Annotated in this window: 23 protein-coding genes and 1 tRNA gene; 13 read left to right on the forward strand and 11 right to left on the reverse strand. The window is 61.9% G+C overall.

The window, feature by feature from the left end:
* Positions 1 to 133 precede the first annotated feature (133 nt).
* Complete coding sequence (locus EHO51_RS05530; RefSeq protein ID WP_124738054.1) at positions 134 to 1,249, reverse strand: methyltransferase; 1,116 nt, start codon at positions 1,247 to 1,249, stop codon at positions 134 to 136.
* A 131-nt stretch (positions 1,250 to 1,380) separates the two neighbouring features.
* Between EHO51_RS05530 and EHO51_RS05535 the strand changes: the two genes are divergently transcribed.
* Positions 1,381 to 1,457 (forward strand) — tRNA-Arg (locus EHO51_RS05535).
* Between the two features lie 59 nt (positions 1,458 to 1,516).
* On the opposite strand, the gene EHO51_RS05540 is transcribed toward EHO51_RS05535, so the two are convergent.
* Positions 1,517 to 1,768 (reverse strand): hypothetical protein, encoded by a 252-nt coding sequence (locus EHO51_RS05540; protein WP_124738055.1) that lies wholly within the window; start codon positions 1,766 to 1,768, stop codon positions 1,517 to 1,519.
* Between the two features lie 380 nt (positions 1,769 to 2,148).
* On the opposite strand from EHO51_RS05540, the gene EHO51_RS05545 reads away from it, so the two are divergent.
* The 5 genes from EHO51_RS05545 to EHO51_RS21200 all read left to right on the forward strand — a co-directional run bounded on the left by EHO51_RS05545 (position 2,149) and on the right by EHO51_RS21200 (position 3,968).
* A complete protein-coding gene (locus tag EHO51_RS05545; protein WP_018408066.1) occupies positions 2,149 to 2,361 on the forward strand; it encodes a cold-shock protein in 213 nt (70 codons plus the stop codon).
* Between the two features lie 370 nt (positions 2,362 to 2,731).
* Positions 2,732 to 2,998, forward strand: coding sequence for a hypothetical protein (locus tag EHO51_RS05550; RefSeq protein ID WP_124738056.1), 267 nt, complete (start codon positions 2,732 to 2,734; stop codon positions 2,996 to 2,998).
* 16 nt (positions 2,999 to 3,014) lie between these two features.
* On the forward strand, positions 3,015 to 3,257 hold the full coding sequence (locus EHO51_RS05555; RefSeq protein ID WP_124738057.1) for a hypothetical protein: 243 nt from the start codon (positions 3,015 to 3,017) through the stop codon (positions 3,255 to 3,257).
* Positions 3,258 to 3,473: 216 nt separating this feature from the next.
* Complete coding sequence (locus EHO51_RS05560; RefSeq protein WP_124738058.1) at positions 3,474 to 3,707, forward strand: hypothetical protein; 234 nt, start codon at positions 3,474 to 3,476, stop codon at positions 3,705 to 3,707.
* Positions 3,708 to 3,833: 126 nt separating this feature from the next.
* Positions 3,834 to 3,968 carry a hypothetical protein gene (locus tag EHO51_RS21200; protein ID WP_255722864.1) on the forward strand — a complete coding sequence of 45 codons (135 nt, stop codon included), beginning with the start codon at positions 3,834 to 3,836 and terminating at the stop codon, positions 3,966 to 3,968.
* On the opposite strand, the gene EHO51_RS05565 is transcribed toward EHO51_RS21200, so the two are convergent.
* Genes EHO51_RS05565 through EHO51_RS05580 form a run of 4 tightly spaced genes read right to left on the reverse strand, consistent with a single transcriptional unit; the run spans position 3,965 to position 6,484 of the window.
* Positions 3,965 to 4,459: a DoxX family protein gene (locus tag EHO51_RS05565; RefSeq protein ID WP_124738059.1), complete on the reverse strand. Its 495-nt coding sequence runs from the start codon at positions 4,457 to 4,459 to the stop codon at positions 3,965 to 3,967. The two genes, EHO51_RS21200 and EHO51_RS05565, sit on opposite strands and share 4 nt — an antisense overlap.
* 56 nt (positions 4,460 to 4,515) lie before the next feature.
* The gene (locus EHO51_RS05570) at positions 4,516 to 5,289 is read right to left on the reverse strand and encodes an HvfC/BufC N-terminal domain-containing protein (protein WP_124738060.1); all 774 of its coding nucleotides are present in this window, start codon (positions 5,287 to 5,289) and stop codon (positions 4,516 to 4,518) included.
* Entirely contained in the window at positions 5,273 to 6,196 is a 924-nt protein-coding gene (bufB, locus tag EHO51_RS05575) for an MNIO family bufferin maturase (protein WP_124738061.1), read from the reverse strand. Before bufB ends, EHO51_RS05570 begins: the two co-directional genes overlap by 17 nt.
* Positions 6,197 to 6,205: 9 nt before the next feature.
* Positions 6,206 to 6,484: a BufA1 family periplasmic bufferin-type metallophore gene (locus EHO51_RS05580; RefSeq protein ID WP_124738062.1), complete on the reverse strand. Its 279-nt coding sequence runs from the start codon at positions 6,482 to 6,484 to the stop codon at positions 6,206 to 6,208.
* Positions 6,485 to 6,764: 280 nt separating this feature from the next.
* On the opposite strand from EHO51_RS05580, the gene EHO51_RS05585 reads away from it, so the two are divergent.
* Together EHO51_RS05585 and EHO51_RS05590 are read left to right on the forward strand one after the other, a co-directional pair.
* A complete protein-coding gene (locus EHO51_RS05585; protein ID WP_124738063.1) occupies positions 6,765 to 7,340 on the forward strand; it encodes a sigma-70 family RNA polymerase sigma factor in 576 nt (191 codons plus the stop codon).
* Positions 7,341 to 7,343: 3 nt separating this feature from the next.
* Positions 7,344 to 8,027, forward strand: a complete 684-nt coding sequence (locus EHO51_RS05590; protein ID WP_124738064.1) for an NrsF family protein — start codon at positions 7,344 to 7,346, stop codon at positions 8,025 to 8,027.
* A gap of 80 nt (positions 8,028 to 8,107) precedes the next feature.
* On the opposite strand, the gene bufA2 is transcribed toward EHO51_RS05590, so the two are convergent.
* The gene (bufA2, locus tag EHO51_RS05595) at positions 8,108 to 8,374 is read right to left on the reverse strand and encodes a BufA2 family periplasmic bufferin-type metallophore (protein WP_124738065.1); all 267 of its coding nucleotides are present in this window, start codon (positions 8,372 to 8,374) and stop codon (positions 8,108 to 8,110) included.
* Between the two features lie 355 nt (positions 8,375 to 8,729).
* Between bufA2 and glsA the strand changes: the two genes are divergently transcribed.
* Positions 8,730 to 10,541, forward strand: coding sequence for a glutaminase A (glsA, locus tag EHO51_RS05600; protein ID WP_124738066.1), 1,812 nt, complete (start codon positions 8,730 to 8,732; stop codon positions 10,539 to 10,541).
* Positions 10,542 to 10,569: 28 nt separating this feature from the next.
* Here the strand turns inward: glsA and EHO51_RS05605 are convergent, their stop codons facing one another.
* Positions 10,570 to 10,905, reverse strand: a complete 336-nt coding sequence (locus tag EHO51_RS05605) for a GYD domain-containing protein (RefSeq protein ID WP_124738067.1) — start codon at positions 10,903 to 10,905, stop codon at positions 10,570 to 10,572.
* A gap of 182 nt (positions 10,906 to 11,087) precedes the next feature.
* Between EHO51_RS05605 and EHO51_RS05610 the strand changes: the two genes are divergently transcribed.
* Together EHO51_RS05610 and EHO51_RS05615 are read left to right on the forward strand one after the other, a co-directional pair.
* Positions 11,088 to 12,284 carry an efflux RND transporter periplasmic adaptor subunit gene (locus EHO51_RS05610; RefSeq protein WP_124738068.1) on the forward strand — a complete coding sequence of 399 codons (1,197 nt, stop codon included), beginning with the start codon at positions 11,088 to 11,090 and terminating at the stop codon, positions 12,282 to 12,284.
* Positions 12,285 to 12,304: 20 nt separating this feature from the next.
* Complete coding sequence (locus tag EHO51_RS05615; protein WP_124738069.1) at positions 12,305 to 15,586, forward strand: efflux RND transporter permease subunit; 3,282 nt, start codon at positions 12,305 to 12,307, stop codon at positions 15,584 to 15,586.
* A 36-nt stretch (positions 15,587 to 15,622) separates the two neighbouring features.
* Here EHO51_RS05615 and EHO51_RS05620 read toward each other — a convergent pair whose 3' ends face one another.
* The 3 genes from EHO51_RS05620 to glyA all read right to left on the reverse strand — a co-directional run bounded on the left by EHO51_RS05620 (position 15,623) and on the right by glyA (position 17,546).
* Positions 15,623 to 15,883: a hypothetical protein gene (locus EHO51_RS05620; protein WP_124738070.1), complete on the reverse strand. Its 261-nt coding sequence runs from the start codon at positions 15,881 to 15,883 to the stop codon at positions 15,623 to 15,625.
* 77 nt (positions 15,884 to 15,960) lie between these two features.
* On the reverse strand, positions 15,961 to 16,281 hold the full coding sequence (locus EHO51_RS05625) for a (2Fe-2S) ferredoxin domain-containing protein (protein WP_245434761.1): 321 nt from the start codon (positions 16,279 to 16,281) through the stop codon (positions 15,961 to 15,963).
* Positions 16,278 to 17,546 (reverse strand): serine hydroxymethyltransferase, encoded by a 1,269-nt coding sequence (glyA, locus tag EHO51_RS05630; RefSeq protein WP_124740058.1) that lies wholly within the window; start codon positions 17,544 to 17,546, stop codon positions 16,278 to 16,280. The genes EHO51_RS05625 and glyA overlap by 4 nt, the downstream gene beginning before the upstream one ends.
* Before the next feature lie 129 nt (positions 17,547 to 17,675).
* Between glyA and EHO51_RS05635 the strand changes: the two genes are divergently transcribed.
* Both EHO51_RS05635 and EHO51_RS05640 read left to right on the forward strand, forming a co-directional pair.
* Positions 17,676 to 18,035 carry a ribbon-helix-helix domain-containing protein gene (locus EHO51_RS05635; protein ID WP_245434762.1) on the forward strand — a complete coding sequence of 120 codons (360 nt, stop codon included), beginning with the start codon at positions 17,676 to 17,678 and terminating at the stop codon, positions 18,033 to 18,035.
* Positions 18,032 to 18,370 carry a type II toxin-antitoxin system RelE/ParE family toxin gene (locus tag EHO51_RS05640; protein WP_124738072.1) on the forward strand — a complete coding sequence of 113 codons (339 nt, stop codon included), beginning with the start codon at positions 18,032 to 18,034 and terminating at the stop codon, positions 18,368 to 18,370. Before EHO51_RS05635 ends, EHO51_RS05640 begins: the two co-directional genes overlap by 4 nt.
* Positions 18,371 to 18,401: the final 31 nt, after the last annotated feature.

Consider the following 18,401-nt stretch of genomic DNA (forward strand, 5'->3'; position numbering starts at 1 on the left):
CTTTTCGCGCGCCTTTGCTCTGGATTCCCGATCAGGCCTTCGGCCTGTCGGGAATGACATCGCGTTGCTGAACATACGGGGTTGTCATTCCCGACGCGCGCGAAGCGTGCGATCGGGAATCCAGGGCAAAACCTCAAACCGCCTCGGCGACCAGTATGCTCGCGAGCGCTGGCAATGCATTCCGCAAGAGCCGAAATTTGCCAAACCCCGCTTCGCGCAACAGCGCCTCGATCTCTTCGACGCGGCGCGGCTCGCCGCGGCCCATGGCGAGCGTGTAGAAGCCGTAATAGGCGTCGAGCGGCTCGGCGCCTTTGATCCCGGACATGCCTTCGATGATCAGCAGCTTCGCGCCGGGCGTCAGCGCCTTGCGCACATTGCACAGGAGCTTTAGCGCCGACGCGTCGTCGTGGTCATGCACGATGCGGATGAGAGTCGCGACGTCGGCGCCCTCAGGCAAAGGATCGTTGAGGAAGTCGCCGCCATGAATTTCGGCGCGCGAGAGGAGGCCTGACTCTTCGAGCCGCGCTTTGGCGCGCGCCGCCACGGCGGGAAGGTCGAAGAGAGCAAGCTGCAATTGCGGCGCGCGGGCCGCGGCGGCCGCGAGAAACACGCCTTCGCCGCCGCCGATGTCCAAGAGGCGCCGGTGACGCGAAATATCATAAGAGTCGAGCGCTTCCTGCGCGACCATCGGCTGCGTCGCCGCCATGAAGGCGCTGTAAGGGCCGACTTGTTGCGCCGAGAGCGATTCGGGCGCATCCCCATCCGAATAGGGCCAATAATCGGCGAGCCGCCCGCGCTTTTCCTGGCGCAGCAGCGCCACGGGATCGGCGAGATCTGCGTAAAGCAGCGGCTGGTGTTCGACGATCGCGAGCGCCGCGCGATTGCCGGCGAAGGCGGCGCCGAGCAATCCGAGGCCGTATGCGCCGCCGCGCCGCTCGACAAGGCCCAGCGAAGCGGCCGCCTCGAGCAGGCGTCGCGTGGCGGGCTCAGAAAGCGCGAGTTTCGTCGCCAGCGCGCCGAGGCTGAGCGGACCGTCGCGCAAAACGTCGAAGAGGTTCAGTTGGGCGCAGGCGACGAGAACCTGAGAGTAGACGAAGCCGGCGGCGAGGTCGAGGCCGGCGCGCGCGCCGCGCCGCGCCAAGGGCCGCGTGAGAGGATTTCTCAATGCCCAGCGCTGGAATCGCGGATTGGCGACAAGCTCGTCGCGTGCGTTGCGCAGTCGCTCGAGCCATGGATCGAGTAATGCCAAAACAGTCTCTCAGATTAAGGTCTTGCCCTCAGGATTCAGGTCTTCGCCTTAGCATGTCGCCAGAACCTCGTCTCGGGGCAGACGCCGCCGTTGCGGCGCACGCGCGCTTCCTGTAGAAAAGCAGCGCGCCTGCGCCCGTAGCTCAGCTGGATAGAGCGTTGCCCTCCGAAGGCAGAGGTCAGAGGTTCGAATCCTCTCGGGCGCGCCAATTTTTCGCGGCTTCGCTACTGATGCAACGCCTTTAGATCGAGAAGGGCGGCGCGCCGCTCAGAATGTTCTCGATAGAATGCGCCAAGCCATCCTGTCGCCGGTCAGAGCGAAGTCGCCGTCATCGCAGCAGTCTGCGGCAAGTTCAGCAACTTTCCGCCACTCGTCGGTGGTCGGAGAGAGCCAGATCTCCTCTGCGGTCCGATCATCCGTGGAGAGCGACAGAATCGCATGCACGACGACCAGATGGGCGCGGGGGTGTTCAGCCCACCACGCTGACGATGCAAAGGGGAGGATCACTTTTTCGCTCATCGCCCTTGCTCCTTCGCCTTGTGCTCACTGCCGCGAAGCCGGAGGGTGTTTAGGAAATGGGCGCTGCTGCCGATGAAAGCAATTTCAATTTGGACTTATATCGTCTCGAAGTTGAAGCCCAAGGTATTCTTGACTCCCGAAAGGGGCCGAAATGTTTTTCCCTCGACCGCCGGCCGAGCGCTCATATTCGCTCAGTTCTTCCCGCGTTACAGCTTGTATTTTCGCCCATATGCGCTAAATATTGAACATCGAGTTTCGGCCGAATGATCTTGCTTCCGCTCCCTTGGCGCGTCGGCTTCTGACTTCCTCTCCAGAACTTCGATCCCCAAGCGCCACGCAATCTTGCATGGCGCAGACAGCTGTTCTCGAAAGGACATGTCATGCAGACCGGTATCGTAAAATGGTTCAACGCCCAAAAAGGCTTTGGCTTCATCCAGCCGGAATCCGGCGGCCCGGACGTTTTCGTCCACATCAGCGCGGTTGAGCGCGCGGGACTTATGGGTCTCGCGGAAGGCCAGAAGCTCAGCTACGAAATCGCCATCGATCGTCGTAGCGGAAAGTCTTCGGCCGATCAGCTGCAGGTCGCAGCCTAATCATCTTCCCGGCCCCTGGGGTCCGGCCGCAATGCGGCCGATCGCCGGGGGCCGGCGAGTTCCTTTCAGGAGGAACGAGATTCTATTTAACGTCCGCGCAAGATAGCGCAGCAGTGGACGTTGAGCGCGAGGCCCATTCATACGAGGGGCGGACATGGCTAAAGGCCAACGGCGCAGTAATCGCGAAGCGAAAAAGCCCAAGAAAGATAAACCCCGCGACGGGGGCGCCGCGGTTGTCAAGGATTCGTCCTGGCAGACCGTTGAAAAGCTCCAGGCGCGCGAAGCCGAAGCGAAGCGACGGCGGTAAGTCGAGCGCATGGCAGGCTTCGGCGCCTGAATGCGCTCATGACGATAACTCGAGGAGCGCCTCATGACCAATGACAACGATACGATCCGAAGCTTTCGGCGTCCGGCGCAAAGGCTTGCCGCTATCCCATCGCATAAATTTGCGATCGGGGTTCGCGTGATCCAAAAATTCGGCGCCGCGACGGGGACGGATTCGTTCAGCGTCACGCGCCATCTGCCGGATGCCGGCGCCGGCCTGCAGTATCGGATGAAGAGGGAACGCGACGGGCAGGAAAGGGTCGCCGTAGAATCCGCGCTTGAACTCGTCGGGCGGGAAGACTTCATGCAATAGTTTCTGGAGGCAATCGATGGACGCGAAGCAATATACAACGGAAGCCGCCCTCTATTTTTCCAAGGCGGCCAATTCGCACTCGAAGTCCCTCAATTTTCGGCGCTTCGAGCACGCCTCGGAGGCTATTCGCTTCGCCGTAGAGGAGCTTACGCCAAAGGCGCTCGCTGGCTGTTCCCTGGAAGTGGATGAAGAGCACTTTTTCGGCCGCGAGATTCGGCCGCTTTACGACAGCGAAGATTACCCGTTACGCCGCCGGTGATGTAGAGCCGCGAGTATCGCGCCTAGACGGCCGCGCCTGAAGTCGGATTGAAAAACTTGCTAGAGCGCGGCGTCGCACCAAGCACGCAGTAGCAGTCGGGTCCCTCCTCAAGCTGCTTAAGCGTTCGCACGCCTCGTCCCTTCGAAGCGTGGCGCCCTATCTGTCCTTGCAAGCGCGATCAGGCGGAAGGCCTGAGCGTAAGCGAGGATCAGAACAATGGCCAAGACACCGAAGATGGCCAAGCCATACGCCAAGACCTACGCCAAGTCAGACGCAACGACCTCTGACGACATCAGCGGCGCGACGGCTCCACTCGCCTTTGCCGGAATCGGCTCCGCACTGGCCGCGGGTTTGGGCGTCGCCGCGGCAGGACTTTCCGTTGCATTCATGTGCGCCATCGCCGGCGCGATCGGCGGAGCGGTCCTCGGCGTGTGGGTCAACCGCCGCTAAGGCGATTCCTACGGAAGGCGCGTAGGAGCCAACGATCCTCTCTCCACGAGGGGCGCGTGCGGAGGCGCACATTCGCGCTGTTATGAAACGGGTAGCGTTCTCCTCAGCAAAACACAGGAGGACGTCATGTCGAATTTTACCAGCGCGATTGTCGGAGCCATCATCGGGTCGGTCATCTTCTTCGGAGTCGGCGTTGGCTTGGCGCACGCGCACACCGCGCCTCAGCAGACTGGATCTGTTGTCTATGTCGAGGCGCCTTAAGCGCGCCTCGGCGACCACGCTCGAAACAGCAGATGGTCGAGGGAGATCGCGCCGGGCCCACGGGCGATCAACACGGCGAGGATCGCCATCCAATAGGCATGGACCGTCCACCATGCATCGGGAAAGACGAAGATCTGGATGACGATTGTCATCCCCAGAAGAATGAACGCCGAGAGGCGCGTCAAAAGCCCAAGGACAAGTAGCAGCGGCAGGACGAATTCGAGACCGCTCGCCACATAAGCGGCGGCGGTCGGCGAAATGAGCGGCAGTTTATATTCGTCGGCGAAGAGCGCGAAGGTCGCGTCGCGCACCGCTGTCGGGATCTGAAACGACAGATCAAGGCCGAAAATTTCGCGCCCTAGAGTTGGTCCTTCGATCTTTGTCTGGCCCGAAACGAAGAACGGATGCGCGGCGACGATCCGCAGAAAAAGCGCGATCAGCGAATAGGGGATAGCATCCAACCAGCGTGCGATCTTTCTTATGAAATTCATTGCGTTCAAGCTCCCTCAATGATCGCCGCGGCCACGCTAAAACGCGTTCTTTAAGTTCAGTGCGCGACGCTGAGGGCCACGAAGGCTCCAGTCAAGAGAAGCTCGCGCAAGCAGTCGGTCAGGTTGAAATCCGCCGCGACGGCGGTCGCCGCATTCACGGCCTCGCCGAATGTTCCTCCGCTCCTAAGCGCATCGACGAAGGCCGATCCGCCGGCGGGAAGAGCCGCTACCTTGATCGCCAGCTCGGGACGGGCGACAAGCGCCTCCTCGCCGTGATCGAGTTCCACTGGCGTCATCTCGTCGTCCGACATATGCCGCCGCCAGATCGAAACGATTGGATACGCGGACGCCACGATATGCGTTGAGGGATGCAGAACAGCCGTTGCGCTCTCCAATCGATCGAGCGGCAGGGCGCGGATCAAATCCAACGGTAGCGGCGCCGCGTCAGCGGCGTGATAGGCTTGTCCAAGGGCATATTCGAGCCGCGCGACGTCCGGAAGGTAAGGAAGTTCGCGCGCCGGCTCGAAATTTGAGACGAATGTCGCAAACGCGTCGCCATATTCGAAAAGCATCGGCGTGCGTGGAAGGCGCTCGCGCACATAGCATTGCGCCATAGCGCGAAAAAATTCATCGCCGACCAACTGCAAGCAAATTGGAAAGCGCTCGACCAGCGCGTCGACCAATCCGACGCACACATTGTTTCGATAGACCGCGAAGCGTCGCTTTGGCGGAAAGCCGTGGCTCGCTTCAATCCCATTCGGCGGCGGCAGCTCGGGATCGAGCAGCGCGCGGACAAATGCGCCTTGATCGACGTCAGCCGGGGTCGTCATGAAGCGCTTCCGATCTCAAGCTGTCTTCGACAGCACGCCGCCATTCAAGAAATATCTCCGCTTGCGTGGCTTGCGCCATGAGGGTCGACCAGGAGGGAACGTCATTGTCCCATTCGATCAGCGTCGCGACCGGTCCGCGTCGCGCCAGCGCGCGATCATAGAGGCTCCAAACCGCGTCGGGGACGGGCGCGCAATGCGCGTCGATCAGCAGAGGGTCGCCAATCTCGTCGACATCCTCGGCATATCCGGCAAGATGAATCTCTTCGACAAAGGACATCGGGAAGGCGTCGATATAGTCCTCCGCCGAAAAAGCGAGGTTCGTTGCGCTGACATAGACGTTGGTCACGTCGAGCAGCAGCCGGCAATCCGTGCGGCGCACGACTTCGCGCAGGAACTCGATCTCCGAATACTCGGAGGATCGGAACCGCAGATAGGCCGCTGGGTTTTCGAGGAGGATCGGCCTGCCGAGCGCCTCCTGGATTTCATCCACATGAGCGACGACATGCGCCAATGTCGTCGCGTTATAGGGCAGGGGCAGCAGGTCGTTGAGAAAGCGCCTTCCCTGCGTCGACCAGGCGAGATGTTCGGAAAACGCGGCCGGGTCATAGCGATCGACAAGACTCTTCACGCGCCGAAGATGCTCGCGGTCGAGAGGTTCAGCGCCGCCGATGGACAGGCCGACGCCATGGATCGAGAGCGGCGAATCTTTGCGCAAACGCATCAGCTGCGCGTGCGGAGTTCCGCCGGCGCCCATGTAATTCTCGGCGTGGATTTCAAAAAATCCGACATCGCGCGCCGAGGCTTCGATGTCAGCGAGATGCACGCTCTTGAAACCGACTCCAGCGCGGGCGGGCAGCGAGGACGCTGCGCGCGCGCGGCGATGTTCGGGGGCGGAATGCGTGCCCATGCCGGGGCCTCAGTGCGAAATCGGCTCGAGGCTGCCCTTGCCCTTGGGCGTCACGATAGACGTGCATGTGCCCTTCGGAACATATTTCCATGCGTCGCCTTGATAATTGGTCTTTGACGTTCCCGCGCAGCTGGTTCCCGGGCCCGCCGCACAATCATTCTTGCCCTTCAAGGAGACGCCGAAGCACTTTTCTTGGTCGTTCGCGGCCTGAGCCGTTTCCGCCAGAGCGACAGCCGTCGCGAAGGCGCCGGCGATCGCAAAGGCGGCGCAAAGCTTCTTGTCTGACATTCTGATCTCCCCTCTGCTTGCGTCCGATTCATCCATGAAAGGCGATCGGTTGAAATCTGACGTATTCCGCGTGCAATTCAAGACGACCGTTCGCCGTCTCAAGGGTCAATTTCGTCGCGACGGCGTCAAAGGTTACAGCCGAAGGCGTTCATCGAAAACCGCGAACAGGTCGAGCGGGTGAGATGGCGCTCGGACGCTTGATCGATTAGAACTGCCTGATGCGCGCTGCGCCGAGTCCGATCGGAAGCGGCGGAGCAAGCGACGCAGATTCGCAGTGGACATGAGCGAATTGAGCGATACGTCGAACGACCGGGAAAGCCGCTGGCGCGCGCTGATGGCGTCGGCGCAGGACGGCGATCATGCCGCGTATGGCGAGCTCTTGTCCGATCTCTTTCCCGTTTTGCGCCGGTTCGTCCTGCGAAAATGGCCCAACGCGCACGACACGGAAGACGTGGTTCAGGAAATTCTGGTGTCCATCCACACGGTGCGCCAGACCTATGATCGCGAGCGTCCGTTTACGCCCTGGCTGATGACCATCGCGGCGCGGCGCGTCGCCGACGCCGCGCGAAGTCGATACGCACGAGGCGCCAACGAAACGACGGTCGATGTTTTGCCTGAAACCTTTGACGGCGAAGGCGCGAAATCCGAACAAGAGACGAGGGATGATCGTGATGTCCTTCGCAAAGCCATGGCGATCCTGCCGGCTGGCCAGCGCGAGGCGATTGAACTGATCAAGATCCAAGGTCTTTCGCTGGACGAAGCGTCTCGGGTCACGGGGAAGAGCGTTGGTTCGCTGAAAGTCGGAATTCATCGAGCCATCAAAGCGATGCGGCAGGCCCTGGAGCGGATTGGCTAGCGAATGTTGAACCAAGACCTGATCGAAGCCCTGACGGACAATTGCGCGCCGATACGCCCGCTCCCGCATCCTGCCTGGCGCGCGCTCGTTTGGTTCGCGGTTTCGCTTTGTTATGTCGCGATCGTGGTGGCGGTCATGGGGGTGAGGCCCGACTTTGTCGCCAAGATCGCCGACCCGCAGTTTGCGACGGAATTGGCTGCGGCGTTCCTGACGAGCGTCGTCGCCGCAGCTGGGGCGTTCAGCGCTGGCTGTCCGGCGCGCCCGATCTGGGAGCGGCTCGCCGCCGGATTGTTCTTCTTGCTTTGGGCAGGCGCGCTCGCCGTTGGATGCTGGAGGGACGTTAACGCCTTCGGCGTGTCCGGCCTCCTCGCGCATTCGGACATTTATTGCCTGCCCTCCATTCTCGCCATCAGCATCCCGGCGGCGGTGTTGATCCTGTCGATGGTCAAGCGCGGCGCGCCCATTGCGCCATTCGTGACGATTGGACTTGCCGCGCTCGCATCGACGGCCTTGGCGGCGGCGGCGCTACGTTTATCCTTCAGACAGGACGCGGCGGTGTCGGTCTGCATCTGGCAGTTCGGTTCCGTCGTCCTGCTGACGGGAATCGCCTCGCTGTTCGGCCGGGCGCTCCTGCACTGGACCATGCGCGACGAGTTGATCGCTTCCTTCCAAGCGCATCGCCGCTGACGACGGCTCTTCTCGGCTGAGGAAATCCGCCGGCCGGCGCGGAACGGACGAAGAAGGCGCATCCGTCCGCGCCGCACGGCTTACATCTCGGCGACCTTGCCGCCCTTCGCCTCGCAAGCTGCTGCTGATTTTTCGGGCGCCCACCCCTGACCCTTGCATGAGTTCATGCCCTTGCAGGCGTTGTTCGCGGTCTTGCAGGCGCTGGTCCCCTTGCACGAATTGATTCCGGCGCAATGCACAGACTTGCTCATTTTTTTGGCGAGCGCCGGCGCCGGCGCCGCGCCGCTTAGAATCAGGGCGATCGCCGCGGCGGCCATTGAGGCGCCCGAAACACTTTTGACGTTCATTTCCATCTCCTTGAAAATCAGCTCGCAGGACGAGCGTTCCAGGCTCCTTGGGAACCTCGGACGCTATTCGGCGCGGCGACGAATAAGGTTACAGCGCGGCGCCTTCGAGGAACGGGCGTCGCTCCCGACTTCGGCCTTTTTTGCGGCCGCTCGGGCGAGACCGACGCGCCCGCGCCGCTCTTCATCTTTAAAAAGTCCGTTGTGAAAAACTTCTGCAGTATCGCGGAGTTGATCGATTGGAGATCGCGCGTGATCAGCTGAGTTCGGAGAAGATTAGTGACAGGCATATACTTTGCTGTGACAATTAATCCGATTTTGGGATCAGTTCCGCAGTCGAGAAAAATTTGGAGACGCCGTGTATCCACCCCTCCACGGCTTTTTGCGCCGCTGCCATGAACAGTTCGCCGCCGACGATTCCGGCGCGGTCGCCAATTACATTCCGGAATTGACGAGGGCGAACCCAGCGCATTTTGGCGTCAGCCTCGCAACGATCGACGGCCATGTCTATGAGGTCGGCGACAGTTCCACGCCTTTTACGATCCAGTCGATATCGAAGGCCTTTGTATTCGCGCTCGCCCTCGAAACGCTTGGCCACGAGCGCGTCGAGTCGGTGATCGGCGTCGAGCCTAGCGGCGACGCTTTCAATTCGATTCGACTGACGGGCGACAACAAGCCGTTCAATCCCATGGTCAATGCTGGAGCGATCGCCTGTTCCGGTTTGATCCATCAGCAAGAAGGCGACGGCGCTTTTGACCTCATCCATCGGACGCTGGGCCGCTTCGCCGGACGCGAACTCGACGTCGACGAAGCGGTGTTTGCCTCGGAACGTGCGACCGGCGACAGGAATCGCGCTATCGCCTGGCTGCTTCGCAATTATTCGGTGCTTGGCGACGACGTCGACGCCGTTCTGGACGTCTATTTTCGTCAATGCGCCGTGCTCGTCACCGCGCGCGATCTGGCGGTCATGGCGGCGACATTGGCCAACTGCGGCCGCAACCCGCTCACCGGCGAGCAGATCATTTCCTCTTACGTCGTAGCGCGCACGCTCTCGGTGATGACGAGCTCCGGCATGTACGACTATGCCGGCGAGTGGATCTATCGGGTGGGAATTCCCGCAAAGAGCGGGGTCGGCGGCGGAATCATCGCCGCCCTTCCGGCGCAACTGGGGCTCGGCACCTTTTCTCCCCGGCTCGACAGTCATGGCAACAGCGTCCGCGGTCTAAAGGTCTGCGAGGCGCTATCGGCGCATTTCGGATTGCATGTGCTGAATCGCAGCGATGATGTGCGCACCTGCATCATTAGCGATTACCACGCAGCCGGCGTTTCCTCGCGCCGCAACCGACAGAATTTCGAGCTGGCGATTCTTCAAGAGCGCGCAAGCGACATTCGGGTGATCGAACTCGTCGGCGCGCTCTCATTCGCCGCAATGGACTACGTCTCGCGCAGGCTGGACGGCGAAGGGCCGCCAGGCGAGCTGCTGATTTTGGACTTTCGACGCGTTCCGAGCGCGACGACCGCCGCTTCGCGACTCCTGGCGGAGACGCTCGCTGGCCTCGCCGCCCGAGGCGTCACCCTCATCGTCGCCGGCTTTGAAAAGGCGTCGCAGCTCTGGCAGGCGATACACGCAGAGCGCAACGTTTTGCCAAAGCTGCGTCATTTTTCGCTGCTCGACGACGCAATCGAATGGGCCGAAGATCAGGTGATCTATCGCTATGGCGGCTTTGAAGGCTTGGCCAAGACGACCCATCTCAGCGAACAGGCGCTGCTCGCCGGGCTGTGTTCGGATGAAATAGACCACATCGCCGCGATCGGGCTCGCGCGTGCTTTCAAAACCGGCGAGCGGATCATCGCCGCCGGAGATCCCGCAGCGTCGCTGTTCTTTCTGCAAAGCGGCATGGTCAGCGTGAAATTGCGCAGCGGCGCGCGATTGGCGTCGATTTCACCCGGCATGGCGTTCGGCGAGATGGCGCTCATCGAACGTGAGCGCAGCGCAGACGTGTGGGCCGACACCGCGGTGCAGTGCCTTGAATTGCCGCTGAGCGCTTATGCTTCTTTCCGCAAGAGCCATCCAGCAAGCGGAGAGCTGATCATGCGAAATCTTGCAGGGCTATTGGCGAAGCGTCTGGTGCTTGCGAACGCCAAAGTCGACCTGCTCAGCGCCTATTGACGTGCGGAAAGCGTCTGCAGCCGGGATACTACGCCGCGCTCTTAGGCGTCATGTTTGGGGCCGTGGCCGCCTGTAGAAGCATCGCGCTCGTCTCGTCAGCCGAGAATACTCTGGTGAGCCGATTGCGGCTCAGATGCCCTGCGGCGACGTCCGCGATCTCGATAGCCGCAGCCGTGGTTTCATCGGGCGCTTCGAAGAGTGCAAATCCGTCATATTCTGCGCCGGGCGTGTAATATAATCCGATGAGGCGGCCGCCGAAATGCCTGAGAAGCGCTTCTGAAGCCGCAGCGCGATCCTGGGGCGCCTTGATGAAGGTCGCCCAAGCGGCAGGAGAATAGGCAAACTGCGCCAGGAACAAGGGCATGTTATTAGCTCCTCCGTCCGGAGGGGGTAGTTTGCGCGGTTTGGCAAAGCTTGGCAATGCTGAGCGGGCGAGCCGCTGCGGAGCATGATTCGCCTTCCGGTAGCGCTGCCCTTACGTCGTCCCTGCGTTATGCGCCGGTCAAGAATGGCCGGTTCAATGCGAACGTCAAAATCGGAGGTGAGATGCTGTTGGCTTTTGTGGCGGCGCGCGGCGGCGATGGTCACGGGAGAGTCGCAAGCGCATTGTTTAAAACGCTCGCGGCGCTGGTGTTTCTCGCCCAATCAGCAGGCGCGCGCGCAGAGGGTCCTGCCCCCGAAGTGGTGGTCTCCCACCCGCTCGCCAGGACGATTCCGCGCTGGGACGAATATACGGGTCGCTTCGAGGCCTTGAAGCAGGTCGAGGTGCGCGCCCGCGTCTCCGGCGCTCTGGAGAAGATCAATTTCACCGATGGGCAGTTCGTCAAAGCCGGCGACGTCCTCTTCGTCATCGATCAGCGGCCGTATCAGATCGCGGTCGACAGCGCGCGTGCGGAACTCACTCGAGCGCAGGCGCAAGCCGTCGTGTCGACCCGCGATTATGCCCGCGCTCAGGAGATGACGCAGGGTCGCACCATCACCGCGCGCGACGTCGATCAGCGTAAAGCGAGCAATGATATCGCCAGGGCGCAGGTTTTGAGCGCCGAAGCCGCGCTTCGCAACGCCGAGCTCAATCTCGAATGGACGCAGGTCCGCGCGCCGATCGCCGGGCGCGTGTCGGACCGTCGCGTCGATTCGGGCAATCTCGTTCAGGGCGGACAGGCCGATGCGACGTTGCTCACGACGATCGTGACGCTCGATCCTATTCACTTCATCTTCGACGCCTCCGAGGCCGACTACATTCGCTATGCGCGCTCAGCGGAGCGTCCGAAAGAGACCTCGCGCGAGTTCAAAAACCGCGTCTCGGTGCGGCTTGCTGACGAGACCGAGTGGACCCGCAGCGGCGTCATGGACTTCATGGACAATCAGCTCAATAGGCGCTCCGGCACGATCCGCGGCCGGGCCGTCTTCGACAATAAGGACTATTTTCTGACGCCCGGCACCTTCGGGCGTCTGCGCCTGTTCGGTGGCGACGTCTCCGCGCTGCTGATTCCCGACGCTTCCGTCGTCTCCGATCAGACGAGCAAAACCGTGCTTGTCGTGTCGAATGACAACAAGGTCATCGCCAAATCGGTGAGTCTTGGCCCCATTCACAATGGTCTGCGCGTGATCCAGTCCGGCCTCGACGCCAAGGATCGGATCGTGATCGGCGGGCTCGCAAATCCCATGGTTCGATCCGGCGCGACCGTTCAGCCGAAGGAAGGCGAGATCAAGGAAGCGCCAGTCGCGGTCAGCGACCGATAGACGTCGAGATCAGGAACGCTATGCGCATTTCGCACTTCTTCATCGAGCGGCCGATCTTTGCGGCCGTGCTTTCCGTGCTTCTGACGCTTGCGGGCGCGATTGCGCAAGGCGCGCTTCCCGTCTCCGAATATCCGGAAATCGCGCCGCCGACGGTGAATATCAGCGCAACCTATCCCGGCGCGTCGGCGGACGTGATCGCCGAGACGGTGGCCTCGCCCATCGAGCAGGAGGTCAATGGCGTCGACGACATGCTCTACATCACGTCGCAATCGACCGGCGACGGACGCGTGTCGATCGACGTCGTATTCAAGCCTGGCGTCAACATCGATCTCGCGCAGGTGCTCGTTCAGAACCGCGTCGCCATCGCCAACCCGCGCTTGCCGGAGGAGGTGACGCGCTTCGGCGTCGTGGTGAAGAAGGCCTCGCCGGATCTGATGATGGTCGTCCATCTGCTGTCGCCCGACGGCTCGCGCGACCAGCAATATATTTCGAACTACGCGACGCTCTACGTGAAGGACGCCATCGCCCGAATCGACGGCGTCGGCGACGCGCGCCTGTTTGGCGCGAGAGACTATTCGATGCGCGTCTGGCTCGATCCGGCGAAAGTCGAGGCGCGCGATCTGACGGCGGGCGACGTCATCGCCGCGCTGCGCGCCGCCAATCTGCAAGTCGCCGCGGGCGCGGTCAATCAGCCGCCAGCGGCCTCGGCGGGCGCTTTCCAGCTTTCGGTGCAGACTCTGGGACGGCTCAGCACGCCGGAGCAATTCGGCGACATCGTCATCCGCGCCGACGCCGACGGCCAGATTTATCTGCGCGACATCGCGCGCATCGAATTCGGCGCGCAGGATTATACGCTCAACGCCTATCTCAACCACGACGTAGCGACAGCGCTCGGCATCTTTCAGCGTCCCGGCTCGAACGCCTTGCAGACGGCCGAAGCCGTCAAGCAGGAGATGGAGCGGCTCAAGAAGAATTTCCCTGCTGGCGTCGATTACACGGTTGTCTATAATCCCACCGAATTCATCCAGCAGTCGGTGGACGAAGTCGTCCATACGCTGCTCGAGGCGATCGTTCTCGTCGTCCTCGTCGTCATCCTGTTTCTGCAGACGTGGCGTGCGGCGATCATTCCGGTGGCGGCGATCCCGGTGTCGCTGATCGGCAGCTTCGCGGTGATGAAGGCCGCCGGCCTCAGCTTCAACACGCTCTCGCTCTTCGGCCTGGTGCTCGCCATCGGCATCGTCGTCGACGACGCGATTGTCGTCGTGGAGAATGTCGAGCGCTATCTCGCGCAAGGGCTCTCGCCCAAGGAAGCCGCGCACAAGACGATGGACGAAGTCGGCGGGGCGCTGATCGCGATTGCGCTCGTGCTCTGCGGCGTGTTCATCCCCACCGCCTTCATCAGCGGCTTGCAGGGCGCGTTCTATAAGCAATTCGCCATCACCATCGCGAGCGCCACGCTGATCTCAGCCTTTGTTTCGCTGACGCTGTCGCCGGCGCTGGCGGCGATGTTGTTGAAGCCGCATGATGTCGCGGGGGAAGAGAAGACGCATCGGCTGAGCTGGGCGCATGCGCCGCTGCGGCGCTTCTTCGACGCCTTTAACGCCGCGTTCGACAGGGTGTCGACGGCATATGGCGCGGCGACAGGCCGTCTCGTGCGGCTTGGCGTCGTCATGCTCGCCGTCTATGCGATCCTCATCTTTTTCGCCTTCGATCTGCTGCGCCGAACGCCGACCGGCCTCATTCCGCAGCTCGATCGCGGCTATGTGATCGCCGCTTTCCAATTGCCGCCGGGGGCGACGCTCGATCGCACTGACAAGGTCATGCGTGCGGCGACCGACATTATTTTGAAGCGCGCGGGCGTCAAGGACGCTGTCGTTTTCACCGGCTTTGATGGCGCGACATTCACCAATGCGCCGAACACCGGCGTGATCTTCGTCACGCTGGAGGCCTTCGAGGAACGTGCAAAGAAGGGGCTGTCCTCCGCGCAGATTCAAGCCGACCTTTACGGCCAATTGTCCAAGCTGAACGACGCCTTCGTCTTCGTGCTGGCGCCGGCTTCGGTTCCAGGCATCGGCACCGGCGGCGGCCTCAAGGGCTATGTGCAGGATCGCGCCGGGCGCGGACTTCCCGCGCTCGAAAACGCGACGTGGACGCTCGCCGGCGCCGCTGGGCAGTCGGGAGAATTCACGCAGGCGTTCACGCTGTTCAACACGCGCACGCCGCAAATCTTCGCCGACGTCGATCGCACGAAGGCCGAGCTCATCGGCGTGCCGATCTCGCGCGTTTTCGAGACGCTCTCGGTCTATCTTGGCTCGACCTTCGTCAACGACTTCAATGTCCTTGGACGCACCTACCGCGTCATGGCGCAGGCGGATGATCCCTTTCGCCTGACGCTGCGCGATATCGCCAATCTGAAGACCCGCAGCGCGTCGGGCGCGATGGCGCCGATCGGCGCCGTCGCCACTTTCCGCGACGCGACGGGCGCGTTCCGCGTGCCGCGCTACAATCTCTATCCGGCCGCCGAGGTGCAGCTCAATCTCGCGCGCGGCGTCTCCTCCGGCCAGGGCATCGCGGCGGTCGAGAAGCTGGCGGCGGAGAAGTTGCCGCAAGGGTTCGGCTTCGAATGGACCGAAATCGCCCTGCAGGAGAAGCTTGCCGGGAATACCGCCGCGATCGCGTTTGGCCTTGCGGTGGTTTTCGTCTTTCTGCTGCTCGCCGCGCTTTATGAGAGCCTGCTGCTGCCGGTTTCGGTGATCCTCATCGTGCCGATGTGCATTCTCGCGGCGATGCTCGGCGTCGTCTCAAGGGGGCTCGATCGCAACATATTGGTCGAGATCGGGCTCGTCGTGCTGATCGGCCTCGCGGCGAAGAACGCCATCCTCATCGTCGAATTCGCCAAGCAGGCGGAAGACGCCGGTCAATCGAAATTCGACGCCGCCGTCACCGCCGCGCGCACGCGTCTTCGGCCCATTCTGATGACGTCGCTGGCTTTCATTCTCGGCGTGCTGCCGCTCGCCGTGGCCGAGGGCGCAGGCGCCGAAATGCGTCAGTCGATCGGCACGGCGGTGTTTTTCGGCATGCTCGGCGTGACGCTGTTCGGCCTCGCGTTTACGCCGACCTTCTACGTGGTCGTGCGCATTTTCGCGCGGTATTTCCAATCCGCGAGCGCCCGCGAGTCCACGCCGGCGGCTGCAAACTCGCAGGGGACTTTCGCGCAGGAAATCGGCTTGCAGGAAGCAAAAAAGATTGATCTGGGCCGAGCCAAGAGGTGGCTCGACGGCCTTCGGCGCAAGCTTCAATAAGGAGCGCGGCGCAAAAGGCCGCGCTTGGCGCGTTACTTACTGGAAGTGGTCTTCGCGCAGCTTCGTGCTCTGGGTCGGGCCGAACTCGCGGCGGCAGGCGGGGCTCAGTCGCGCCACATTTTGGCTCAGGCAGGATTCGATTTCTTCGACGAAAGGAATGTCGGAGCTGCAGAATCTCAAGGCGTCGCCCATGCAGTCGGAGCGTTCCTGCGACGTGCCCTGAGCGTGGGCGGGCGTCGCGGCGCCGAACGCCAAGGGAAACGCCAAGAGCAACGAAAACGAAATGAGCTTACGCATGTTGATCCTTTCACACCTAAGCGTCTGCAATGCGCAAACCTAAGCGTAGAACCGTTCTTGAGAAAAGCAAAGCGGGTTCAACTAAGCTTTTCTTGTTCATCGTAACTTCGCGATGGCGCTGGGATTTGCTCGGCAAGGGCGGCGCGGGCGAGACGCAAGAGGTCGTCGAGCGAGGGACTGGACAGGGCGTCGCCTGACGGTTCGAACCGCACGACGTGATCGCGCGTGCAGAGCCGCAGACAGTCGCGCGTCGTAAAGGCGAGACGGCCGGAAGCCAGTTCCTGCGAAAAGGCCTGGGCAAAAGACGTCTCGACCGACGCGAGCAGCCTGCGGCCTTTCCCTTCGGCGTCGCAGCGGGGGCCGACGCAGACCAGGAGACGAACGGAGGGAGCGTTCACGGCGCTTGATAGATTGGGTGTTGCGCGCAGAGCGCCGCGACGTCTTTGCGGACAGCTTCGATCAGCGCGTCATCGCTCGGGTTTTTCAGCACCCGATCAATCCATCCCGCGATCGCTTCGAATTCGGCGACGCCGAAGCCGCGCGTCGTTCCGGCGTTGCTCGAAAGGCGCAGGCCCGATGGCGCCTCGGGCGGCCGCGGATCGAAGGGGATCATATTCTTGTTGACGGCGAGGCCGGCGCGCTCCAGCGCCTTGGCGGCGACGTCGCCGGTGAGTTCGCGCGCGGCAAGATCGACGAGCATCAGTCCCATATCCGTGCCGCCGGTGACGATGCGCAGGCCGGCGTCTGCAAGAGCGTGCGCCAGCGCCCGCGCATTGTCGATCACCGCGCGATTGTAGGCCGTAAATTCCGGCCGCAAGGCTTCGCCAAGGCATGCCGCCTTGCCGGCGACGCCATGCAGTAGCACCGAACCTTGCACGCCAGGAAATACGCCCCCGTTGATCGGCTTGCTTAAGCCATCGTCGTTCCACAGCGCCATGCCGCCGCGCGCGCCGCGAAGCGATTTGTATGTCGTCGTCGTCACGACATGCGCATGGGGGAGGGGATCGGGATAGAGGCCGGTCGCGACAAGGCCGGCGAAATGCGCCATGTCGACGAGGAGATAGGCGCCGATCTCATCGGCGATCGCGCGCATCGACGCGAAATCGATGGCGCGCGCATAGGCGGAGCCGCCGGCGATGATCATGCGCGGCCTTTCGCGCCGCGCGAGATCGCGCACCTCGTCGAGATCGATGCGTTCGGACTCGCGGCTGACGCCATAGGAGACGATTTTGTAGTCGCGCCCGGTCAGCGTCGCCGGATGGCCGTGGCTGATATGGCCGCCGGCGGCGACATTCATCGACAGGATCGCATCGCCGAGTTTCAGAAGGCCAAGAAACACGCCGGCGTTGGCGTTGGAGCCCGAATGCGGCTGCACATTGGCGAAGCGACAGTTGAACAGTTTCCTCGCGCGTTCGATGGCGAGCGCTTCGATGGCGTCGGCGAATTCGGCTCCGCCGTAATAGCGCGCAAAGGGCAGGCCCTCGACGGTCTTGTTGGTGAGGATCGAGCCCTGCGCTTCGAGCACGAGCCGTGAGACGATGTTTTCGGAAGCAATCAGTTCGATGCCGTCTTGCTGGCGCCGCAACTCGCCGGCGATCGCCGAGGCGAGTTCAGGATCGGCGGAGAGGCCGGCGGTAAAATAGTGATCGTGTAGGATCGCAATCGCAGACAAAGCACTCTCGATCTCCAACGGATTCCTTCCCTTATCATCGCGCTGGGGGAAAATCGATCGACGCTAGACCCCGTATTCGGGCCTGTTGGGGCGCGTCGCAGGGTCCGCCCGAGGGAGGGGGTGGGGGAGTCGGCCGGCGCTGGCGGCGCGCCTAGTTATGATCTATTATTAATAGATAAGACTTTATCCGAAAGATGGGAGAATGCGATGGCGACGGTGACGATTTCGCTTCCAGAGTCGCTCAAGAAATTCGTCGAAGATCAACTGGCCGACAAGGGCTATGGAAACGTAAGCGAATATTTTCGCAGCCTGCTGCGCGAGGCGCAGGCAAAGGAACGCGACGCGCGGCTTGAGACGCTGTTGCTTGAAGGATTGGCGAGCGGCGAGGGCGTCCCTTTGTCGAAAGAGTTCTGGGCGCGACTTCGGAACGATGCCGTCGCTTCGGCCAAGGCGCGCGCGATCCAAAAGAAGAAAGCATGAAGGCGTTCATTCAGCGGTCGGCGCGCGACGACATTATCCAGCACTATTTGTATTTTCTCGAAGTCGAGTCTCCCGATCTCGCAGATCGCTTTCTTGTCGCTATGAATCAAGCCGTCGACAAGATCGCTGGCGCTCCACTTGCAGGTTCGCCAAGGCATTTTGCAAATCCTGCGCTCGCCGGCCTACGCATGTGGAGAATTGAAGGATTCGATCAGATTCGCGTTTATTATGTCGTGCGGAACGACGTGTTCACAATCATCCGCATTTTGCACAATCGAAGAGACCTTGGCGCGATTTTCGAAGATCAAGATTTGGACGAGCCGGAAATGGAGTGAGAATTTCGCGACTGATTCCCGGCGAATAATT

The sequence above is a fragment of the Methylocystis rosea genome (assembly GCF_003855495.1).
GTDB classification, from domain to species: Bacteria; Pseudomonadota; Alphaproteobacteria; order Rhizobiales; family Beijerinckiaceae; genus Methylocystis; species Methylocystis rosea_A.

What these genes read in the sequence shown, in the direction of transcription:
- EHO51_RS05550 (WP_124738056.1), top strand. Translation starts at nt 2,732, where the DNA reads ATGACCAATGACAACGATACGATCCGAAGCTTTCGGCGTCCGGCGCAA.
- EHO51_RS05620 (WP_124738070.1), bottom strand. Translation starts at nt 15,883, where the DNA reads ATGCGTAAGCTCATTTCGTTTTCGTTGCTCTTGGCGTTTCCCTTGGCG.
- EHO51_RS05570 (WP_124738060.1), bottom strand. Translation starts at nt 5,289, where the DNA reads ATGACGACCCCGGCTGACGTCGATCAAGGCGCATTTGTCCGCGCGCTG.
- bufB (WP_124738061.1), bottom strand. Translation starts at nt 6,196, where the DNA reads ATGGGCACGCATTCCGCCCCCGAACATCGCCGCGCGCGCGCAGCGTCC.
- EHO51_RS05590 (WP_124738064.1), top strand. Translation starts at nt 7,344, where the DNA reads ATGTTGAACCAAGACCTGATCGAAGCCCTGACGGACAATTGCGCGCCG.
- EHO51_RS05580 (WP_124738062.1), bottom strand. Translation starts at nt 6,484, where the DNA reads ATGTCAGACAAGAAGCTTTGCGCCGCCTTTGCGATCGCCGGCGCCTTC.
- EHO51_RS05545 (WP_018408066.1), top strand. Translation starts at nt 2,149, where the DNA reads ATGCAGACCGGTATCGTAAAATGGTTCAACGCCCAAAAAGGCTTTGGC.
- EHO51_RS05615 (WP_124738069.1), top strand. Translation starts at nt 12,305, where the DNA reads ATGCGCATTTCGCACTTCTTCATCGAGCGGCCGATCTTTGCGGCCGTG.
- EHO51_RS05540 (WP_124738055.1), bottom strand. Translation starts at nt 1,768, where the DNA reads ATGAGCGAAAAAGTGATCCTCCCCTTTGCATCGTCAGCGTGGTGGGCT.
- EHO51_RS05565 (WP_124738059.1), bottom strand. Translation starts at nt 4,459, where the DNA reads ATGAATTTCATAAGAAAGATCGCACGCTGGTTGGATGCTATCCCCTAT.
- EHO51_RS05610 (WP_124738068.1), top strand. Translation starts at nt 11,088, where the DNA reads ATGCTGTTGGCTTTTGTGGCGGCGCGCGGCGGCGATGGTCACGGGAGA.
- EHO51_RS05640 (WP_124738072.1), top strand. Translation starts at nt 18,032, where the DNA reads ATGAAGGCGTTCATTCAGCGGTCGGCGCGCGACGACATTATCCAGCAC.
- EHO51_RS05585 (WP_124738063.1), top strand. Translation starts at nt 6,765, where the DNA reads ATGAGCGAATTGAGCGATACGTCGAACGACCGGGAAAGCCGCTGGCGC.
- EHO51_RS05560 (WP_124738058.1), top strand. Translation starts at nt 3,474, where the DNA reads ATGGCCAAGACACCGAAGATGGCCAAGCCATACGCCAAGACCTACGCC.
- bufA2 (WP_124738065.1), bottom strand. Translation starts at nt 8,374, where the DNA reads ATGAACGTCAAAAGTGTTTCGGGCGCCTCAATGGCCGCCGCGGCGATC.
- EHO51_RS05605 (WP_124738067.1), bottom strand. Translation starts at nt 10,905, where the DNA reads ATGCCCTTGTTCCTGGCGCAGTTTGCCTATTCTCCTGCCGCTTGGGCG.
- EHO51_RS21200 (WP_255722864.1), top strand. Translation starts at nt 3,834, where the DNA reads ATGTCGAATTTTACCAGCGCGATTGTCGGAGCCATCATCGGGTCGGTC.
- EHO51_RS05555 (WP_124738057.1), top strand. Translation starts at nt 3,015, where the DNA reads ATGGACGCGAAGCAATATACAACGGAAGCCGCCCTCTATTTTTCCAAG.